Origin of the sequence: Ancylomarina sp. (assembly GCF_041555295.1) — a bacterium.
Classification (GTDB): Bacteria; Bacteroidota; Bacteroidia; order Bacteroidales; family Marinifilaceae; genus Ancylomarina.
In genome coordinates this window covers 1-2,027 of the sequence record NZ_JBFFKR010000441.1, presented here as the reverse complement: position 1 = coordinate 2,027, position 2,027 = coordinate 1, and the positions used below count along the sequence as shown (strand labels likewise).

At 37.8% G+C, this 2,027-nt stretch carries 2 protein-coding genes; both read right to left on the bottom strand.

Going from position 1 to position 2,027, the window contains the following annotated elements; genetic code table 11:
- Positions 1-1,585 (bottom strand): sulfite reductase flavoprotein subunit alpha (locus ABY905_RS16890; RefSeq protein WP_372646008.1); only part of this gene is annotated, 1,585 nt, incomplete at its 3' end.
- An 82-nt stretch (positions 1,586-1,667) separates the two neighbouring features.
- Positions 1,668-2,027, bottom strand: a 360-nt coding sequence (locus ABY905_RS16885) for a VOC family protein (protein WP_372646006.1), incomplete at its 5' end; no start/stop codon positions are given.

Here is a 2,027-nt window from a genome sequence, read left to right as displayed (position 1 = left end):
GTGATTCATCCATAGGACCCTCACTTTGTAGCAATCCAACAAGTTTTTGCTTGACATCTTTACCCATAGCAATGGAACCACAAATATAGACGTGCGCCCCTTTTTCAAGCCAATCAAAAACCTCTTTCCCTTTTTCTTTTAGACGATCTTGCACATAGATCCTTTCAGCCTGATCACGCGAAAAGGCAAGATCCAATCGAGTTAATATGCCTTCGTCTTCTAACACCTCAATCTCATTTTGATAGAGAAAATCACAGTCTTTTTGTTTCTCTCCAAATATCAACCAATTATCACCACTTGCATCTTTTGCTTTTCTTTCTTTTAGAAACGAGATATAAGGTGCGATTCCCGTTCCAGCACCAATCATGATGATAGGTAAATCATCGGCAGGAAGTCGAAATTCTTCATTGGGAACTAATTGAACTTTCAGACTTGAACCCAACTGTAGTCCTTTATTGATATAAGAAGAGCAAGCACCAATACGATCACGCTCGAAAGCAGAATAATTGAACTGTTTCACAGTTAGATGCACTTCATTAGGAGTATCACTTACGCTCGAAGATATTGAATATTCTCTACGTTGAATCTCAGAGAGAATTTGAGACAATTCACTTGCTTCAATCTGGTAGGGGAAATCACAAAGCATATCACATACGTCAGCTTGCTTAAGGTAGTTGTACAAGCGCTCCTTATTTTCCATAAGTTCTTTCAGGTTCTCATCACCTGTGTGTATTTGGTAGGCTCTCAGGACCTCTTCGCTTAATTTTGTGAGTTCCAACTTCACAGCCAACAATTCTTCTATACTCTTTTTCTTATCCTTGTATTTCACAATCATATCAGGCGTGTAATCTTGCTTAATCATGATACTAACCACCAAAGAATAGGGGTTTTTGGGTTTGACACTTACAGAATCGCCTGGCTGGTAGGTAAAATCAGAATGATCTGTTTGCAGAACTAGATGACTGATTTCACTTGTAGATTGCTCACCCGTGATTCGAAATTTATCCTTGACCGTGACCGAGAAAGTTGGCCCAACAGAATTATTCCCGAATTTCAAATCAACGACATCTCCATTCACTCTATTTTGGAATTTATTGAGCAAAGACGAAGCCCATGATTCAGCCTTTGCATTAAAAGCCAAATCGCATGTAGTGAGTTCAATATATTGTTTTGCACCTAATATTCCCAACTGCTTATCGATATCCTTACCAGTTTGGCAGAAGAATTTATAACTCGAATCACCCAAAGCACAAACCGAAAAATTCAGATTAGGTAGCTTAGGAGCTTTCGATCCCATCAAATATTTATAAAACTGCTGAGCCTGTCCTGGCGGATCTCCTTCTCCTCTGGTGCTAACAACAATAAACAGGAATTTCTCATTTACCAAATTATTTACATCATATTCAGCCATGCTATATACGGCTGGCTCCAACTCATGTGTTTGAAATTGGCATCTCATTCGTTCAGCAATGAATGCTGAATTACCTGATTTCCCGCCATAAAGGATGGTGATGGGTGACGCAAAACTTTTAATATTTTGTATTGAAAAGGCCTGAGGTTTGGCCTTATATATATATGTGTTCATTTAGCTTGAATTAATTTTGGACTAAGATATCCTTTATTATTCGTATTTGGAATCAAACTAAATAAAAACAAGGGGATTATTCTCAATCACCCAACTTAAAGGCTGGATTATAAATTAGACCTATAATATTACCCCAAGGGTCTATAAGACTAGCAACCATTAGCTCTCCTCCAACATTTGAAGGTTTCTCATACACTTCTGCACCAAGATCAATCATCTCTTGAAATACATGATCGATATCTTCTACTCCCCAATACGGTATAACACTTTCACCTTTTTCTTCTTTAGGTTTATCACTTGGTAGAAGACCTAGTTCATAACCACCAATATTAAATCCCACATAGAATGGCTCATCAAAGTAAGCCTGAGTTCCAAATGCTTTCGAATACCAATCTTTAGCTCGATTAAGATCATCAACTTTATAAACGACTGTTCTTAATCC